Source organism: Aminipila butyrica, assembly GCF_010669305.1.
GTDB classification, from domain to species: Bacteria; Bacillota; Clostridia; order Peptostreptococcales; family Anaerovoracaceae; genus Aminipila; species Aminipila butyrica.
This window is the reverse complement of record NZ_CP048649.1, coordinates 696,694-712,776: the sequence shown is the minus strand read 5'-3', so window position 1 is coordinate 712,776 and position 16,083 is coordinate 696,694. Positions and strand designations below refer to the sequence as shown.

Annotated in this window: 20 protein-coding genes; 1 reads left to right on the top strand and 19 read right to left on the bottom strand. The window is 45.8% G+C overall.

Annotated elements, in window-relative coordinates; translation table 11 throughout:
- Nucleotides 1–11 precede the first annotated feature (11 nt).
- From rpsS to Ami103574_RS03410, 8 genes are all read right to left on the bottom strand, one after another.
- On the bottom strand, nt 12–290 hold the full coding sequence (gene rpsS / locus Ami103574_RS03445; RefSeq protein WP_163065297.1) for a 30S ribosomal protein S19: 279 nt from the start codon (nt 288–290) through the stop codon (nt 12–14).
- A 15-nt stretch (nt 291–305) separates the two neighbouring features.
- Nucleotides 306–1,139 (bottom strand): 50S ribosomal protein L2, encoded by an 834-nt coding sequence (gene rplB / locus Ami103574_RS03440; RefSeq protein ID WP_163065296.1) that lies wholly within the window; start codon nt 1,137–1,139, stop codon nt 306–308.
- Nucleotides 1,140–1,154: 15 nt separating this feature from the next.
- Nucleotides 1,155–1,445, bottom strand: coding sequence for a 50S ribosomal protein L23 (rplW, locus tag Ami103574_RS03435; RefSeq protein ID WP_163065295.1), 291 nt, complete (start codon nt 1,443–1,445; stop codon nt 1,155–1,157).
- Complete coding sequence (gene rplD / locus Ami103574_RS03430) at nt 1,445–2,068, bottom strand: 50S ribosomal protein L4 (RefSeq protein WP_163065294.1); 624 nt, start codon at nt 2,066–2,068, stop codon at nt 1,445–1,447. The genes rplW and rplD overlap by 1 nt, the downstream gene beginning before the upstream one ends.
- Nucleotides 2,069–2,097: 29 nt before the next feature.
- Complete coding sequence (rplC, locus tag Ami103574_RS03425; protein WP_163065293.1) at nt 2,098–2,733, bottom strand: 50S ribosomal protein L3; 636 nt, start codon at nt 2,731–2,733, stop codon at nt 2,098–2,100.
- 124 nt (nt 2,734–2,857) lie between these two features.
- Complete coding sequence (gene rpsJ, locus Ami103574_RS03420) at nt 2,858–3,169, bottom strand: 30S ribosomal protein S10 (protein ID WP_163065292.1); 312 nt, start codon at nt 3,167–3,169, stop codon at nt 2,858–2,860.
- 551 nt (nt 3,170–3,720) lie between these two features.
- Nucleotides 3,721–4,653, bottom strand: coding sequence for a PfkB family carbohydrate kinase (locus tag Ami103574_RS03415; protein WP_163065291.1), 933 nt, complete (start codon nt 4,651–4,653; stop codon nt 3,721–3,723).
- On the bottom strand, nt 4,650–6,218 hold the full coding sequence (locus Ami103574_RS03410) for a nucleoside kinase (RefSeq protein ID WP_163065290.1): 1,569 nt from the start codon (nt 6,216–6,218) through the stop codon (nt 4,650–4,652). The genes Ami103574_RS03415 and Ami103574_RS03410 overlap by 4 nt, the downstream gene beginning before the upstream one ends.
- 133 nt (nt 6,219–6,351) lie before the next feature.
- On the opposite strand from Ami103574_RS03410, the gene Ami103574_RS03405 reads away from it, so the two are divergent.
- Nucleotides 6,352–6,549, top strand: coding sequence for a DUF378 domain-containing protein (locus Ami103574_RS03405; protein ID WP_163065289.1), 198 nt, complete (start codon nt 6,352–6,354; stop codon nt 6,547–6,549).
- A 387-nt stretch (nt 6,550–6,936) separates the two neighbouring features.
- Here the strand turns inward: Ami103574_RS03405 and Ami103574_RS03400 are convergent, their stop codons facing one another.
- From Ami103574_RS03400 to fliS, 11 genes are all read right to left on the bottom strand, one after another.
- Nucleotides 6,937–7,221: a YdbC family protein gene (locus Ami103574_RS03400; RefSeq protein ID WP_163065288.1), complete on the bottom strand. Its 285-nt coding sequence runs from the start codon at nt 7,219–7,221 to the stop codon at nt 6,937–6,939.
- Between the two features lie 191 nt (nt 7,222–7,412).
- The gene (locus Ami103574_RS03395) at nt 7,413–8,228 is read right to left on the bottom strand and encodes a PHP domain-containing protein (protein WP_163065287.1); all 816 of its coding nucleotides are present in this window, start codon (nt 8,226–8,228) and stop codon (nt 7,413–7,415) included.
- Nucleotides 8,218–8,766: a DJ-1 family glyoxalase III gene (locus Ami103574_RS03390; protein ID WP_163065286.1), complete on the bottom strand. Its 549-nt coding sequence runs from the start codon at nt 8,764–8,766 to the stop codon at nt 8,218–8,220. Before Ami103574_RS03390 ends, Ami103574_RS03395 begins: the two co-directional genes overlap by 11 nt.
- Before the next feature lie 10 nt (nt 8,767–8,776).
- Complete coding sequence (locus Ami103574_RS03385; protein ID WP_163065285.1) at nt 8,777–9,451, bottom strand: hypothetical protein; 675 nt, start codon at nt 9,449–9,451, stop codon at nt 8,777–8,779.
- Nucleotides 9,452–9,542: 91 nt separating this feature from the next.
- Nucleotides 9,543–10,469 (bottom strand): ABC transporter permease, encoded by a 927-nt coding sequence (locus Ami103574_RS03380; protein ID WP_163065284.1) that lies wholly within the window; start codon nt 10,467–10,469, stop codon nt 9,543–9,545.
- A gap of 2 nt (nt 10,470–10,471) precedes the next feature.
- On the bottom strand, nt 10,472–11,557 hold the full coding sequence (locus Ami103574_RS03375; protein ID WP_163065283.1) for an ABC transporter permease: 1,086 nt from the start codon (nt 11,555–11,557) through the stop codon (nt 10,472–10,474).
- Complete coding sequence (locus Ami103574_RS03370) at nt 11,544–13,121, bottom strand: ABC transporter ATP-binding protein (protein WP_330587164.1); 1,578 nt, start codon at nt 13,119–13,121, stop codon at nt 11,544–11,546. The genes Ami103574_RS03375 and Ami103574_RS03370 overlap by 14 nt, the downstream gene beginning before the upstream one ends.
- A 139-nt stretch (nt 13,122–13,260) precedes the next feature.
- Complete coding sequence (locus Ami103574_RS03365) at nt 13,261–14,373, bottom strand: BMP family ABC transporter substrate-binding protein (protein WP_163065282.1); 1,113 nt, start codon at nt 14,371–14,373, stop codon at nt 13,261–13,263.
- Nucleotides 14,374–14,594: 221 nt separating this feature from the next.
- The gene (locus tag Ami103574_RS03360) at nt 14,595–15,167 is read right to left on the bottom strand and encodes a xanthine phosphoribosyltransferase (RefSeq protein ID WP_163065281.1); all 573 of its coding nucleotides are present in this window, start codon (nt 15,165–15,167) and stop codon (nt 14,595–14,597) included.
- Between the two features lie 31 nt (nt 15,168–15,198).
- Nucleotides 15,199–15,630, bottom strand: a complete 432-nt coding sequence (locus tag Ami103574_RS03355) for a hypothetical protein (RefSeq protein WP_163065280.1) — start codon at nt 15,628–15,630, stop codon at nt 15,199–15,201.
- Nucleotides 15,631–15,644: 14 nt separating this feature from the next.
- On the bottom strand, nt 15,645–16,076 hold the full coding sequence (gene fliS / locus Ami103574_RS03350) for a flagellar export chaperone FliS (protein WP_163065279.1): 432 nt from the start codon (nt 16,074–16,076) through the stop codon (nt 15,645–15,647).
- Nucleotides 16,077–16,083 lie beyond the last annotated feature (7 nt).

The following is a 16,083-nucleotide window of genomic DNA, read 5'->3' as shown; positions in this document are numbered from 1 at the left end:
ATCTCCTTTACTTATTTTCTCTTCGTAGTCTTGTCGGCAGCGTGGCCTCTGTAGGTTCTAGTCGGAGCGAACTCTCCTAACCGATGTCCTACCATGTCCTCTGTAATGTATACAGGAACGTGCTTCTTACCGTCATGAACTGCTATGGTGTGTCCCACCATGTGTGGGAATATTGTAGATGGCCTTGACCATGTCTTGATTACTTTCTTTTCATTCGCGTCATTCATCGCTATGATAGCTTTTAAAAGCTTAGCGTTTACGAAAGGGCCCTTTTTAAGTGATCTACCCATTATCTATGCTCCTTCCTACTTTTCATTTCTTCTCTTTACGATATACTGATTAGAAGCTTTTTTCTTCTTTCTCGTCTTCAAGCCAAGAGCAGGCTTACCCCAAGGAGTAACCGGACTAACTCGACCGATTCCTGTCTTACCTTCACCACCGCCGTGTGGGTGATCATTCGGGTTCATTACGGAACCTCTTACAGTCGGTCTCCAACCCATGTGTCTCTTTCTTCCGGCCTTACCGATCTGGATGTTGGAGTGATCGCCGTTTCCTACTTCACCGATAGTAGCTCTGCACTCGATGCGGACCTTCCGAACTTCGCCGGACGGCAGTCTTACTTGAGCGTAGTTGCCTTCCTTTGCCATAAGCTGAGCGCCGTTTCCTGCGGAACGAACCATCTGTGCCCCCTTGCCGCTCTTCAGTTCAACGTTGTGAATCACGGTACCTACTGGAATGTTAGCCAGCGGCAGCGCGTTTCCAACTTTGATATCTGCGTCAGCGCCGGACACGATTACATCTCCTACGCGAAGCTTGTTCGGTGCGATGATATATCTCTTTTCACCGTCTGCGTAAACGATCAGGGCGATGTTTGCGCTTCTGTTCGGATCGTATTCGATCGTTGTAACCTTGCCTGGAATACCGTCTTTAGTTCTCTTAAAGTCGATAATTCTGTACTTCGGTCTGTATCCGCCACCTCTGTGTCTTACTGTAATCTTACCTCTTACATTTCTTCCGGAATGCTTTTTAAGAGTTACAGTCAGAGACTTTTCTGGCGTGCTGGTTGTAATTTCTTCAAATGTTGAAACCGTCATTCCTCTTAAGCCAGGAGTGGTCGGATTATACTTTCTGATTCCCATATTTTTCGTCCCTCCTTATAGACCCTGGAAAAACTCGATTTCCTTACTGTTATCTGTAAGGGTGACAATCGCCTTCTTGGAAGCCGCAGTTCTGCCAATGTTTTTTCCCATTCTCTTTACTTTACCTTGAACATTCATGATGTTTACTTTTTCTACTTCTACACCAAAGATTTCTTCAACAGCTAACTTCACTTCAGTCTTGTTAGCGTTGGTAGCAACTTTGAAAGTGTACTTCTTTGCCTGGGCGTTATCCATGCTTGTTTCAGAGATAACCGGCTTGATTATTACGTCGTAAGCTGTTCTCATTAGGAATACACCTCCTCAATCTTATTGATTGCTTCCTTCGTTACGATGAAGCTAGTGTAATTGATAATCTCGTATACATTCATCGTGCCTACTAAAGCAGTTCTTACTCCCGGAATGTTAGCTGCGGAACGAATCACGTTTTCGTCCTTCTCAGCCAGGATGATCAGCGCTTTCTTTGCAGCGTTTACGTTGCCCAGCACCTTAATCATTTCCTTTGTCTTCGGAGCTTCAAAGTTCAGCGTATCTAATACGATGATTTCTTTCTCCTGCACCTTTGAGGAAAGAGCGGACTTCATTGCAAGTCTTCTCAGCTTCTTAGGAACGGTATATCTGTAGTCTCTCGGCTTCGGAGCGAAAGCTACACCACCGCCAACCTGTGATGGGTCTGTGGTGCTTCCCTGTCTGTGACGACCGGTTCCCTTCTGTCTGAAAGGCTTTCTACCGCCTCCCCGAACTTCGCCTCTATTTTTAGCTGACTGTGTACCCTGTCTTTGGTTAGCCAGATAATTTTTTACTACTGCATGAACAGCGTTCTGATTCGGTTCAATACCGAAGATCGCATCGTTTAAATCAATGCTGCCAACTTCTGTTCCTGCCATGTTTAGCATAGTTACTTTTGCCATTTTCTACTTCCTCCTTTCTGAAGTTTTATCTATTTGTCCTGACCTTTTACTGCGTACTGAACGCGTACCAGACCGCCTTTAGGCCCCGGTACAGCGCCTCTTACCAGCATCAGGTTTCTCTCTTCGATAACCTTTACCAGAACCACGTTCTGTACAGTCACCGTGTCACGACCCATTCTTCCCGGACCTTTGTTGCCCTTGAATACTCTGGAAGGATAGGTACCTGCCGCCAACGCGCCAGCCAGTCTCTTGTGCTTGGAACCATGAGTTGTAGGACCTCTGTGGTGTCCGTGTCTCTTGATGTTACCCTGAGTTCCCTTACCCTTTGAAGTACCTGTAACGTCCAGCTTCTTGCCGATTTCAAAGTCAGCAGCCGTGATGGTCTGTCCAACTTCGTAGCTTTCGCCTTCGTCCAGTCTGAATTCAGCCAAGTGCTTTTTCAGAGCCAGACCGTTCTTGTTGAAGTGTCCAGTCTGGGGTTTGTTCACCCGGTGAGGCTTTGTATCGCCAAATCCAACCTGTACAGCTTCATAGCCGTCTGTTTCAACTGTCTTCACCTGAGTTACTACTACAGGGCCAGCTTCAATAACTGTTACAGGAATTACTTCTCCTGCTTCTGAGAAAATCTGTGTCATGCCGATTTTCTTTCCCAAGATTGTTTTCATATTTTTCTCCTTTTCTTACAGCGGATTGCCCTGGTTTTAATCGCGGCTTATTTCTGCAACACAGGACGCAGTCTCCAGCCGATCTCACTCTCATGCAATCTTTCTAAGGGGAGTACCCTTACTCTTATAATTTGATCTCGATGTCTACGCCAGCCGGTAAGTCAAGCTTCATCAAAGCATCTACCGTCTTCGGTGTAGTGTTTGTGATGTCGATCAATCTCTTGTGAGTTCTCTGTTCGAACTGCTCTCTGCTGTCCTTGTACTTGTGTACCGCTCTCAAGATGGTCACCACTTCTTTTTCTGTTGGCAGCGGAATCGGTCCTGATACATCAGCACCAGTCTTCTTAGCTGTCTCAACAATCTTAGCTGCAGACAGATCCAGTGATTTGTGATCGTATGCCTTAAGCTTGATTCTGATTTTTTGTTGTTCGCTCATTTTTTCTTCCTCCTAATTTTTTGTACGTTTTCGCTATGCCTGTACAAGGGGTTCAAACTCCCGCTTTTTCAACGCATGCCCATGTTTGCTCACTTTGCACACGTGTCCGTGTGTTTCATTTTATCAGCACAGACGAAAAGCTGGCGAATCCCTTCGCCCCCATCTTGTGGGGACAATTCTCCGTAGAAATTACCTGATAGCTCAGCAACTTCCTACTTCATCGCCTTAAGCAAGCCTTTATACTATATACCATTTTTTTTCTCATTGCAAGACTTTTTTCAAAAATAGTTGAGGGTTTTTTGAAGTTTTTTTACTGCTGCTTTTGGCCTATTTCAATGCTCACAGCAAACGGTATCTGCACACTGCTCCTGGTGTTTCACAGTCAAAAGCTGACGATTTTTGTTTTTTTCTTCTTTTTATAAAATTATTTTTTTATTTTTTTGTTTAACTCACTAAAAGACCTGATAAACCAAGGTTTATCAGGTCTTTATATTCAATACTTTTCAATTGTTCCGTTTTTTATTAACAGAAAGCTATGGCAGGTCGCCACATCACTTGTCTTCCTGTGCCAAAAGCTTCAGCTTCGCTTCCAAGGTTTCTCGGCTCATTTGTGGATTCACTGCCGTCTTGGACGCCATAGCCACCCCCGAAGCCGCCATACCATAGCGAGCTGTCGCCTCCACAGAAAGCCCCCGGACAAAACTATCTAAAATAGCTGCTGAAAAGGCGTCTCCAGCCCCAGTAGCACTGATCAGTTCCACCGTCCCCGGGCGAAGAATCCCCTCTGTAGACGCATCTTTATAATATACACCGCGGGCATTCAAGGTAATAAATACTCGCCTCACCCCCTGAGACAGGAAATACCGCCCAGCCTCTGCCAAATCCTTTTCACTGCTGATTTCCAATCCAGATAAAATCTCTGCTTCCCCTACATTTGGCTTAATGGTATGGAAACGGCCAATATGATTTTTGGAACGCTCTGCCTTGGGCGCTGATACGGGGTCTAAAAACAGTGGCACCTCTGCCAGCTGCTCCATCACATAAACCTGAACATCCTCGGTTAGATTGGCATCCAAGGCCACAATCTTAGAAGCTCGCATCCGAGGCAGCGCTCTGTCGATAATATGCCCGGAAATGCGCTCCAGCACATCCATGTTGCACAACGCCATCTCCATATCGCCGACGCTGTTCAAGATGGACAGATACATTGCTGTATTTTCCCCCTCTAGTAAGTGTACATGCTCTACATCGGCGCCCAGAGCTGCCAGCTCCTGAACTGCCATCCGCCCTGCAAAGTCTTGCCCTGCCGCGGACACAAAGGTCACCTCCGCCTGAAGCCTGGCCAAATTTTCTGTAATATTCCGGCCTACGCCGCCATAAGCCACCGAGATTTTCCCGGGATTGGACTCCCCTTTCTTCAATTCCTCATAAGGGTGGCCTTCAATGTCTGCTGCAATACCGCCGATTACTGTTATGTCGCTCATACTAAAACACTTCCTCCGATAAACTCTCTTAAAATAGAATTGTTGGCAATCATGGAATCATCCTCTATCACTTCAAAGAAGGACAGCAGCCTCAGCATTCGCTGAGCCTCACTGTATTCTGGCTCTTCCTTACCAATCTCTTGTAACAAAGGCTCTGCATATTTTTTCAGCACGGATATTTCATATAGATGTACTGAATTAAACAGCGCATCCGCCTCGTTGCTGAAAGGAAAGATGTTTTTATCCTCCCCTGCCCGGACTTTTGGCCAGGCGTTGATAGTACTTTTGGCAGAGTGCCCTCGAAAATTATAATCCCGCACCATTCTTCGAAGCATCCTGGAGTCGGTAGTGGGAATGCGGTTATACTCGTCGATATTTAGTTGTGTCAGCGGGCTGATGTAGATTTTGAACTTTTCGCAATCGGGGATCAGCGCTGTCAGCTCTTCGTTCAGGGCATGAATGCCCTCAATAATCATCGGCTGGTTGGCCGTAATCTTCAATTTCCGGTGACCAAACTTCTTATGTCCATCCATAAAATCAAAACGAGGCAGGTCTACCTCTTCCCCGGCTAGCAGGGCGTTCATATTAGCGTTGAACAACTCAATATCAATAGCTTCCAAGTCCTCAAAGTTTGGTTCGCCGTTTTCATCTAAAGGCGTATCCTCTCGTTCAACAAAATAATCGTCGGTGCCCATGTAAATGGGCTTTAAGCCATTCACTTTAAGCTGAATACGCAGACGATTAGCAAAAGTAGTCTTGCCCGAAGAGGATGGACCCGCGATGAGAATAATTCGTTTTTTCTCTCGCTTAATCAAGTCTGCTAATTCTGCCACCTTTTTTTCATGGAGGGCCTCCGATAGTTGAATCAGCTCCCGGTATTCTCCGCTTCGCACCTTAGCATTCAGGTCTTCCGCGTAAGAAACTTCCATGAGCTTTCCCCAATTAGTCGCTTCGCCAAAGGCTTCGTACATTTTGACTTCATCCAAATATTCTGGAATCTGGTTGGGATTTTTCGGATGAGAAAACCGCAATAACACTCCTCGTCGATACTTTCTCAACTCAAACAGCTGAATGTACCTGGTGGAAGGAACCATCAGCCCGCAAAAAAAAGCTTGAAAGTCTTCCAGCTGATAACCAGCTTCCGTTTTGACAATAGGCAAATCCGCTTCCACGATTTCCCGCATCCGTTGATCAATGCCATCCACCTCGGCCTGTGTCACCGGATTCTTCCGACGAATCATCGTATACAGCCCTTTATTAATGGAATTTTGTATTTCCACGCTGCCTTCCCCTAACACATCCTGCACCGCTTTCAAATAAATGAGTGACAGGCTGTTTTGATAGGTTAAGTTGGCCGACGGGTTCCGCAAATCCAATAGTTCGACTCGGCATGGACCATCAATTTTCCAGTTTAAGTCAGCAATTTCATTGTCCACTCGCGCAGCCAAAATCGGATACGGCAGTTTTTCCTGCCATGCACTTGCCAGCTCTGCCAAAGTGCATCCTCTTTCTACCTCCACGTTTTGCACTTCTTCTCTCGGTCCAGTCTGTAGCAAAATTTTCATCAAATCTATGCCTCCCTTTATCCATAATGTTTATAAATCTGCAAGTTTTGCTATGTGCCTTGTATGGTAATATATATATTAACATATTTTTTCTGCAAATGGGCAAAATACTCTTCAGAAAGGAGTGATAGCTTTGAAACAACTGGTACTTGCACTTATTATTATCGGCGCCATTAACTGGGGCCTCATCGGATTTTTCCGATACGACTTAATTTCCAATATCTTCGGCACCAACCTGGAAATCATCAGCCGGATTATTTTCGGCCTGGTAGGACTTTCAGGACTCTATGCCATCACCTTCTTTAAAGGCCAGCGCACTACTCATGGATGATCTTGAATAAGCGAAAAAATATCTCTGCCTCAAGGCAGAGATATTTTTTGTAGCCACTATTCTTATTCGATCTTAGCAGCTTCCGCACGATGTATTGCCACATCCAAAGGCACCTGGCATACAGAACATTAATACCAGAATTAAGAAAAAGAAAAGTAAGCTGGCGTCAATTCCACCAACATTATTATCGCATCCACAGCGTCCCATCTTGTTACCTCCTTTATAATACATGTTTCTACCAATCTGCAAATGGGATTTACCGATTGGCTTTTTCTATCTCCAGAGGTACTTTCGGCCACTCTGCGAGATAGCGAATGAATTCTTACGGCTCATGCCGCTTCAATCTCTGAACTCCTTACACTATATGCACCAGCCCGTCGTAACGTTCTACACCGCTTGCTCTCCGTTCAAGGTTTCTGGCAAAATATCTTTTAAAATATCAAACAAAGCTGCCATCTCCTCTTCCCTCAAAGTAATGCCCCTGGACATGTGCTGGTGCTGCTCGTCCCAGTCCCGAATATCAAATTTCGGCTTACTGCCGTTCCAGGAGATTTTGTTCAACTCCTTCGTCCAGCGGTTGCTATAAGTAGCAATCACCCCAATGTGTTCAGTTACCTCAAAAGTGATCTCTTCGTTCTTTTTCTCATTGCTTCTCTTCTCGTTCCCTGTCATATTCATATCCCCTTTCTTCTTCTGTTGCCTTAGACTACAACTGATTTTATTTTACTATATTTTAATATATATGTAATAATATGTCAATCCATTTTTAACAATAGTCCTTTTATGTTCCTAACAACCCCCATGGGAAAAAATCAAAATAATTCAGTGTAGATAATAAAAAAGACGGAATAAAAAATATTCCGTCACTTCTCGAACTCTGGCCCGTGGTAGTCTGAGCCCTGTGTAATATGTAAATGGTATTTTTCCGCCAAATCTACTAACCGCAGGCTGTCCTCTTTCTCACAGGAAGGATGGAAACATTCCAAACCTTTCAGCCCCTGCTTTTTTAAAGCCCGTAACAATTGGTCCAGATTCTCATAAAATTCTTCCGTAGCCGGCTGACCCAGTCCTTTGATTTTCATGGGATGAGCCAATACCGAAATGCCTCCGGCACCTTTTATGAGCTCTAATGCCCGCTCTAGCGAAATCTTTTCTTTCTTTACTGCCTTGGCCTCTGGGGCCTCTAAAAATCGCCCAGGCTCAAAGGCTTGGCTGGCATGACTGATATAACCCCGCCGAACCATTGCTCTGGCAATCAACGGCTTACCTACATAATCCTGATTTTCTTCAAAGTCCAAATCATCTTCAGATAATTCATAACCCAGATTCTTTAACACCGCCAACAATTTATCGTTACGATTTTGGCGATTCTGCCGAATCTGCTCCAACTCTCGTTTCAGCTCCTTGTTCTTAATGTCAATGCGGTAGCCGAGAATGTGCAAATCCAACTGCTGCTCTTCCTTCCAAGAATAAGCTGCCGCCAGCTCAATACCCGCTATAACCCGAACCTCTAGAGCTTCTCCTGCAATCTGCGCCTCTCGTACGCCGTCCACCCCATCGTGATCTGTAATGGCAATCTCTGCATATTCCAAATCCTTAGCCCTCTTAACCACATCTACCGGCGATAAGGAACCGTCAGAATAATACGTATGCAAATGATAATCTACTTTATTGTTCATACATCACCAAATCCTTCTTCAAAATCTCTGCCGTCTCTGATCCTTTCAGAGCGGCTACAATAGCCAAAGCGAACTCCATAGCCGAACCCGGCCCCTTAGACGTAATCAAATTACCGTCTGCCACCACCCGATCCGCTGATATGGATGCCCCTTGCAAATGAGCCTCCATGCCCGGATAGATAGTAGCCCGGCGCCCCGATAGCAGCCCAGCATGACCTAGTATCATCGGAGCTGCACAGATAGCAGCAATTCCTTTGCCCGCTTCCGCAAACCTGTGAATCTGCCTTGTCAGCCCCTGATGCTCCTGCAAATTCTTGGCACCTGGCATTCCCCCCGGTAAAACAAGCATCTCACAAGCCTCATAATCGGCCTCTTCAAACAGCAAATCCGCCTCCACGCCAACGCCCCGGACGCTGCGAACCAGCTGCGCACCGCTGACGCTGACCAGCAGTGTCTGGATGCCCCCTCTCCGTAGGATATCGACACACGCCAACGCCTCAATTTCTTCAAAACCTTCTGCCAAATGTACGTATACCATAAAACTCACCTCATCCATAGTAGCTCCGGGAAAAAATCTTTTTCGGCTCCGTAATCTTATACATAATATACCATAAGATTGCCATCATTACAGTGGACACTGCTGCCACCGACAGCAAAAGCCCCCTGCTCAGCTCTGCCGTAATAATCTGCGGCAGTATGTCCTCTTCTTGAGGTACATAGCCTAACATATCTGGCAAAGTGTGGCCCGTCTTGGCAGCAGCAAAGAATCCCCCTAGGTAGGCTATAAGTAAGCCCACGTAAATGATGGCTCCCCATTTAAACCGCTTGCGGATTTCTTTTTCCAAACCATACCGTTTCAGCATGACAAAAGCAACCACCATAAGAATGAGAGAGATGAATCCAATGATACCCACCACATTCATATCCTTTCGAGCTTGAGCGGCAGCAGCCATCTCCTTCTCATTGAAAATCATCTGCGGGCGGTCGTCGTCGTCCAAGGCCAGCTGAAATTCTGCCTCCTTGCCCATCATAAAATCCGAGATGAACTCGCCCATCTCGTCATCATTCTTGTTCAAATCAATATTCTTCAGCGAATCGGTAGCCTTAAACTGGTACTGATATACATCAGGCATCCTGGTCGCAATGTTAGCTCCCAGGCAAAATACCGTCAGCGGTATAGCCACTGTCAACGCCACCGAAAGCGTCTTCATTAAAAGTCTCATATTTCTATTCCCCTAATTTAATCCCCCATATAGTATTCCTATATATTGTTTATCCTATGATACAAACCCCACGGGCCTGTAAAAATTTTTGTCAGCGTTCCTCCCGAAAATAATTATTACCCAAATCTGCCGGTGGCTGATTCTCCTTTTTCTTTCTATGTGAACTGATGACAACAATAACCACTGTAGCCACATAAGGGACCATGTCCACTAAATATTGAGAGAGTGAAAAGCCCATCGCCTGTAGCCGCAGCCCCAATATACTCAATCCACCGAAGAAGATGGCCCCCACCAAAGCCTTAAGCGGGTTCCAAGCGGCAAAGATGACTAACGCTACAGCAATCCAGCCTCGTCCCGTCACCACATCCGATTGCCAAATAGGCACTCGAATCAAAGCCAGATAAGCACCGCCCAAACCGCATAAGGCTCCGCCAGCCACGATATGCGCATATTTGTACAAAGTCACCGGAATGCCAGAAGCGTCTGCCGCCGCGGCATTTTCTCCTACAGCCCGCATATTCAGACCCAGTCGGGTCTTATACAAATACACACAGGAAAGGACCACTACCGCATAAGCAAAATACACGAAGACATCCTGACGGAAAAAAATCGGCCCCAGCACTGGGATATCTCCTAAAACTGGCAAAGACATCTTGGCAAAAAACACGCTTACAGACTTTGGTACCGAAAAGCCAATCATCGGCTGTCCCACAAAGCTGGCGAATCCGGTGCCAAAGATGGTCAGGGTCAGTCCCGTAACCGTCTGATTGGCTCGCAGCGTTACCGTTACCAAAGCAAAGATTAACGCACCCCCGCCTCCTGCTAACGCCGCACATAAAACGGCAAGCAACGGGCTGCCTGTGTTATAAGCCGCAGAAAATCCCATAACTGCTCCCATGAGCATCATGCCCTCTACGCCCAAGTTTAAGCTTCCAGATTTTTCCGTTATTAATTCTCCTACGGTGGCCAGCACCAAAGGGGTTCCTGCTACAATGCAGGCTGCTAAAAAAGCTTCCATCCTTAAGCCACCTCCTTCTCAGTCGTTTTGCCCGGTCTACCAGCTATATTAACCTTATACTGAAGGAAAAATTCACTACCCAGAACAAAGAACAATACGGTTCCCTCTACAACACTAGCTACAGCACTCGGCACATTCATGGCCAGCTGTAAATAGGCACCGCCTTGAATGAGCATGGCAAAAGCCAAACACACGAAAAGAGTGGCAACCGCATTTAAGCGAGCCAGCCAGGCGGTGATAATTGCTGTAAAACCATATCCGCTGGAGATGCCTGCCACCAGCGTTTTCTCAATAGCCGAAGCCTGAATCATACCTACCAGGCCACAAAGTCCCCCTGAAATCAACATAGCTACCACAATAATTTTGTTGATGTTCATGCCTGCATAGCGAGCCGTCTCATAACTTTCCCCTACGACGGTAATCTCGTAGCCCAGCTTGGTAGACTTCATGAGAAAATAAATCAGCACAGTGCAGAGGATAGCTAGAATCCAGCCAGCATGTATGCCTAACACGGTAGGCAGAATAGCATTTTCCGGGAATGGTGCCACCTTAGGGAACCCGTTGGCATTCGGGTCCATCCAAGGACCATATTGCAGATACGTGACAAACTTAATAGCCACATAGTTCATCATCAGTGTAAAAATAGTCTCATTAGTTCCCATTTTCGCCTTGAATATGGCCGGAATAAAAGCCCAAAAGCCTCCTGCAACCATGGCCGCTGCGGCCATCAGCACCAGCAGAATCGGCTTAGGCAGATTTCCGAAATTCAAAGCTACAAAAGCTGCCGCTAAAGCCCCCATAACAATTTGACCTTCTCCACCGATATTCCAGAATTTCATCTTAAAGGCCACTAAAATACCCAGTGCGGTAATAGTCAAGGGTACTGCTTTAATAATGGTCTGCTGAATTCGCAGCTCCGTGCCCAGGGACCCTTCTATGATAGATTGAAAAATCCGAATGGGGTCCAATCCGAAGATAACCAGAATCAGGCCAGAACAAACGATAGATAAAACGATAGCCAGCGTTCGGATGATGGTCTCCTGCTTTTTATTCAAGTTGTCTCTTTTGGTGATTTTAAGCCAGTTCATTGAATCCCACCTCTCCTTCTTCTAAACGGGTTCCGGTCATCAGCAAACCCAGCTCCTCCTTACTCACCTGATCGCCATGGACGATGCCCGTAATCTGACCACCACACATAACCATAATCCGGTCGCAAAGCTCTAAGAGCACGTCCAAATCTTCCCCGATGAAGAGCACACCTACGCCTTTTTTCTTCTGCTCGTTGAGCAGATCATATATTTTATAGGAAGCGCCGATATCCAGACCCCTTACCGGGTAAGCCGTAATCAACACCTTTGGATCCAGGTCAATTTCCCTTCCCAACAGCACCTTCTGAATGTTGCCTCCAGACATTTTCTTTACTGGCGCATAAATACTGGTGGTCTGGATGTCCAAATCTTCCACAATCTGCTTAGCCTTTTCGATACAAGGGCCCCTCTTTAACAGCACCCCCGGCTGATTTTGATAATCCTTTAATATCAAGTTGTGGACGATGTCCATGCTCCCTACCAGGCCCATACCCAGTCGATCTTCTGGAATAAAGCCCATGCTGATACCCAGCTTAATAATATCTTTGGGTGTTTTTCCCGTCAAACTTTCGCCTTCAAAGTAAATCTTGCCCTTTTCCGTAGCGGCCAATCCAGCAATCGCTTCACACAGCTCCTTCTGTCCACTTCCGGCCACTCCGGCTACACCTAAAATTTCGCCGCTTCTCAGTTCAAAAGTAGCATCCAGCAAGGCCGGTTTCTTTTCTCGGTCTAGCACAGTCACGTCTTCCAACCGCAATAAGACCTTCTCGTGTTTCATCGGCTCTCTTGTCAGTGCCAAATCCATCTTCTTGCCGACCATCATTTCAATCAGGCTGGAAACCTCCACCTCATTGGTCTTCACCGTCTCCACAGAATGTCCCTTTCGCAACACGGTAATTCGGTCGCTGATTTCCATCACTTCATTTAACTTATGGGTGATGATAACCACCGCACATCCCTGCGCCTTCATGTTGCGGATAATGTGAAATAGCTTTTCAATCTCTTGAGGGGTAAGCACTGCGGTAGGCTCATCTAAAATGAGAATCTTCGCCCCTCTATATAGGACCTTGACAATCTCCAACGTCTGCTTCTCTCCTACAGACATATCATAAGCTTTCTTGTTCGGGTTAATTTCCAAACCATAGCGGTCGGAAATCTGCTCTACTTTAGCACTCAATTCCTTACCTTTAGTAAAAAATCCAGTCTTCTGCCCCAAGACAATGTTGTCTTTTGCCGATAACACGTCAATCAGCTTAAAGTGCTGATGAATCATGCCGATGCCCATTCGGATAGAATCCTTTGGTGACGTAAAATGAACCTCTTTTCCATAAATCTGGATGTTCCCTTCATCCGGCGTGTATATCCCGGATAACATATTCATCAAAGTGCTCTTGCCTGCGCCATTCTCTCCTAAAAGAGCGTGAACCTCTCCTTCATAAACAGTCAGGTTTACGTCTTCGTTGGCTTTCAGTGCGCCGAACTTCTTTGTTATACCATTCATCTGTATAGCTATTCGCTTTTCGCTCATGAATTCCTCCGCTACTGTATCATTTAAAATCTTCATGCTGTCCATGCCGCTTTCAGCGATATTTCCCCATGACAAAATACACTATTGTATAGTACCCTTTAGTATAACATGGATTTTAAAGAAAATAAAGAGGGGATGTTCCTATGAACATCCCCTTGAAGAATTTTTTATTTTCCTAGTTGTTGCCTTTAGCTCCCTTTACCAGACCGTTAATGCTCCAAATAGCTGCCCGATCCAGTGTCTGTCCTTCTTCGCAGAGAACTTTTCCATCGTTATAATAAATCTCTCCAGAGAATGGGTGGAACTCGCCAGCGATCATCTGATCTCTCACCTCGTTGACCTTAGTCTGTACGTCGGCCGGTACCAAATCGGTCATCGGAGCAATATCCATGTAGCCGTCTGCCATAGTGCCGTAATAAGATTCTGGTGTCCACGTTCCAGCCAGGATCTTCTCAACCGTCGGAATCAAGAACTTTTCATGGTGCCAGATGGCTGAAGTCAAGTAAGCCGGCTTGACAGCCTCTACCTGACTGTTGTCCACGTTATAGCCGATAGCGTACTTGCCAGATTCAGCAGCAGCAACCTGAGGACCAGTCGTATCACAGTGCTGAGTAATAATGTCGCAGCCCTGTGCCAGCAGTTCGTCCGCAGCACTTCTTTCCTTTTCTGGGTCATACCAGCTGTTAATATAAACTACTTTTACTTCTACATCCGGATTCACGGATTGAGCACCTAACGTGAAAGCATTGATACCAATCTGTACTTCTGTATACGGATACGCGCCCACATAACCTAATTTGTTGGTTTCTGTCATCATACCAGCGATAATACCGGTCAGGTATCTAGGTTCTTCCGTTGCACCGAAATAGTTGCCAAAGTTCGTATCGTTCATTTTATTTCCTGAGAAATGAAGGAACTTGATGTCTTTGTACTCATCAGAATTAGCCAGCTCGTCCAGGGCATCCATAAAGCCATAGCTAGTGCCCACGATAACAGTACAGCCCTGATCCATCAGGTTAATGGCTGCTGTCATGGCAGCAGACTTGTCCGAATCACTGACATTTTCCTGGTAAAGCGTCTTTACCTTACCTTTGAAATACTTTTCCATAGCCACAGTGCCCGCATGCTGCGCCTGCGTATATCCACCATCGTTAATACTGCCGATGTAGATAAAACCTACCTTTAACGCGTCAGTAGCTGCATCCTCATCCGTGGTATCGGAACCGCCACAGGCAGCCAGACCGAACACCATAACGAATGCTAATAAAATAGCAAAAAACTTTTTCATTGCACTTCTCCTTCTTTGTGAAACAATCAATTTTATTTGGTACTCTCATTATAATGAGCCTTTTTGTCCTAGTAAAGTCATTTTTATGAAATTTGCGTAAAGAAAACAAAAATAAAAGAGCAAAGTTCGCATTCACGCGAACATTTTGCTCTTATTTCTATCTTAATATCCGTGTTTCAGTTTGTTTTGTCATTAGCACAACAGTTCTGTCCGCCAACACATTACCCAAAGATAATCTGTCCTTTTTCAAAAGCGCGAATCACTGCCAAAGATTCCACCCGGCAGCCCATCTCTCGGAGCTTGTCACCGCCGCCTTGAAAAGCTTTGTCAATGACAGCACCTATGCCTACCACTTCAGCTCCTGCTTTGCGAACCATCTTCGTCAGCGCGATAGAGGCCTCTCCCGAAGCCAGAAAGTCATCCAAAATCAGCACCTGATCTCCCGGCTGGATAAATCGTTTGGATACCCGCAGGTTAGAAACCGTACCCTTAGTAAAAGACCGAGCTTCTGCACTATAGCAGCCTTCCGCCATGGTGTTAGGTGTTGCCTTTTTAGCAAAAACTACTGGAACGTAGTCAAAATACCTGGATGTCTCGCAAGCGATAGCGATACCACTGGACTCTACAGTCAGTATGCGGTTAGGCTTCACATCCTGAAACCGGGCCCGAAACTCCTGGCCAATCTCCTCCATAAACTTTACATCAATCTGATGGTTTAAAAATCCGTCCACCTTCAGGATGTCTTCTCCCAAAACCTGGCCTTCTGCTACTATTTTCTGCTTTAAACGTTCCATGTTTTCTCCTCGGTATCTATTGTTTTTTATGTTAGCCTCTCATAGTGCCTAAACGGCGGGGCTGATTCTCGCCTTTTACCCGTTGATTAATTTCCTGATCCAACTTAATAATCTTCGACAGCAACATCGCTATCCGCTTATTGGTGTCATAGATATTGGTCTCCAGCGGATTGTCCAGTGTGAGGGATTCGGCGGCCTGTCCCTTGCTAGGAAAAATAACTGCCGACATGCGCTCTTTCAGGGGACCCGGCAGACGGGAAACCATCTCTCGGTTATCCAAATCCAGCTCGTCTACCAGAATCATAACGTCTCCTCTCATGTCCAGGATTCGCCCAAAGGATACGGAATCATCTGCCATCATAGCTCTTTCCAAGTCCTTTGTCAAGTTCATAATATTATCCATGAATTTATATTTTTTGTTTAGATTTTCTAGAATCTTTGTCGTCGCTGTAAAACTATCCAAAATTTTTGCCTCCATCAACCTACGCCTAACGTCACACTGCTGGTAGAACTACCAATACCATCTCCTACGCTTGGGTCTTTTTTTGTTATCCGGTCTGCTTCTTTAAAGCTTTCTCGCAACTCTTTGACTAAGGGTAAAATTTCTTCGGCCAGCTTGATGTTCCGGCCGCTCTTCACCCGAGTCAGCTGGACAGTCATGAAGTCGTAGAGCCGATATAATTCAGCACTGATTGGATACTTTCGGTCAAGACTCTTTGCCAAGTAATTAATGATGTCAATCGCCCGCTGAATATCTGCCTCAAACAAGTCCAACTGCTCTTTTTCAAGATACGCACCTGCCCGCAAAAGGCGTTTATTGATTTCGTCATAGAGAAGAATCAGCATCTCCCCCTTCGTCATGGTTTCTACGGATTGTGTCTTATACTGTTGATAACCGTACTGCATCATAAAGCAC